The organism is Caballeronia telluris (assembly GCF_001544495.1).
Lineage (GTDB): Bacteria > Pseudomonadota > Gammaproteobacteria > Burkholderiales > Burkholderiaceae > Caballeronia > Caballeronia telluris.
The window spans coordinates 1-823 of sequence record NZ_FCNZ02000141.1 but is presented as its reverse complement, the minus strand read 5'-3'; the positions used below and the strand labels follow the sequence as shown (position 1 = coordinate 823).

Sequence of the window (823 nt, the reverse complement as noted above, 5' to 3'; positions counted from 1 at the left end):
GGCGATGGAGGAAGCGCTGCACGACATACCGCTGTATCGGGAGTTCGCGTTGCTGGATTCGGGCATGACGCGACTGCCCGACGAGAGCACGATTTTGCGATTCCGGCACTTGCTCGAAGCGCACGAGCTGTCGGCTGCGATGCTGGCCGCGGTCAATGAGATCCTGTAGGCGAAGGGCTTGATGCTCAAGGTGGCTCGGCGGTCGACGCGACCCTGATCGCCGCACCGAGTTCGATCAAGAAGCCCGGCACGCGCGATCCGGAGATGCACTCGACGCAAAAAGGTGGCAGCTGGCACTTCGGCATGAAAGCGCACATTGGAGTCGATGCGGACTCGGGCTTGGTGCACAGCGTGAAGTGCACGTCGGCGAACGTTCATGACATCACGGTGGCGCATGCGTTGCTGCACGGCGAGGAGCAGATTGCCTTTGCCGATTGCGGGCTATCAAGGCATCGAGAAGCGAGGCGAAACGGGAGCGGTCGCGTGGCACGTTGCGATGAGGCCGAGCAAGCGGCGCAAGCTGGACAAGAGCAAGCGGCTCGACGGGATCTACGAGAAGATCGAACGGCTGAAAGCGCAGGTGAGAGCGAAGGTGGAGCATCCGTTCCGAGTTCTGAAGTGTCAGTTCGGATATCTGAAGGCGCGGTACCGCGGTATGAAGAAGAACACGGCCCAGATCGAGACGCAGTTTGCGCTGGCCAATCTGTGGATGGTGCGCAAGGCGCTGTATTGAGCCAGGAAGATCAAGCGCGTACCGCGAGCGCGCTGCTGTGCTTGCCAAGACGCGAACGGCAGCAGTCCAGCGCGATGCAGATGACGATGG

1 pseudogene is annotated in these 823 nt (G+C 61.2%); it reads left to right on the top strand.

Annotated elements, in window-relative coordinates:
* Positions 1–733 (top strand): annotated as a pseudogene (locus AWB66_RS32615) (IS5 family transposase); the annotation flags it as partial.
* Positions 734–823 lie beyond the last annotated feature (90 nt).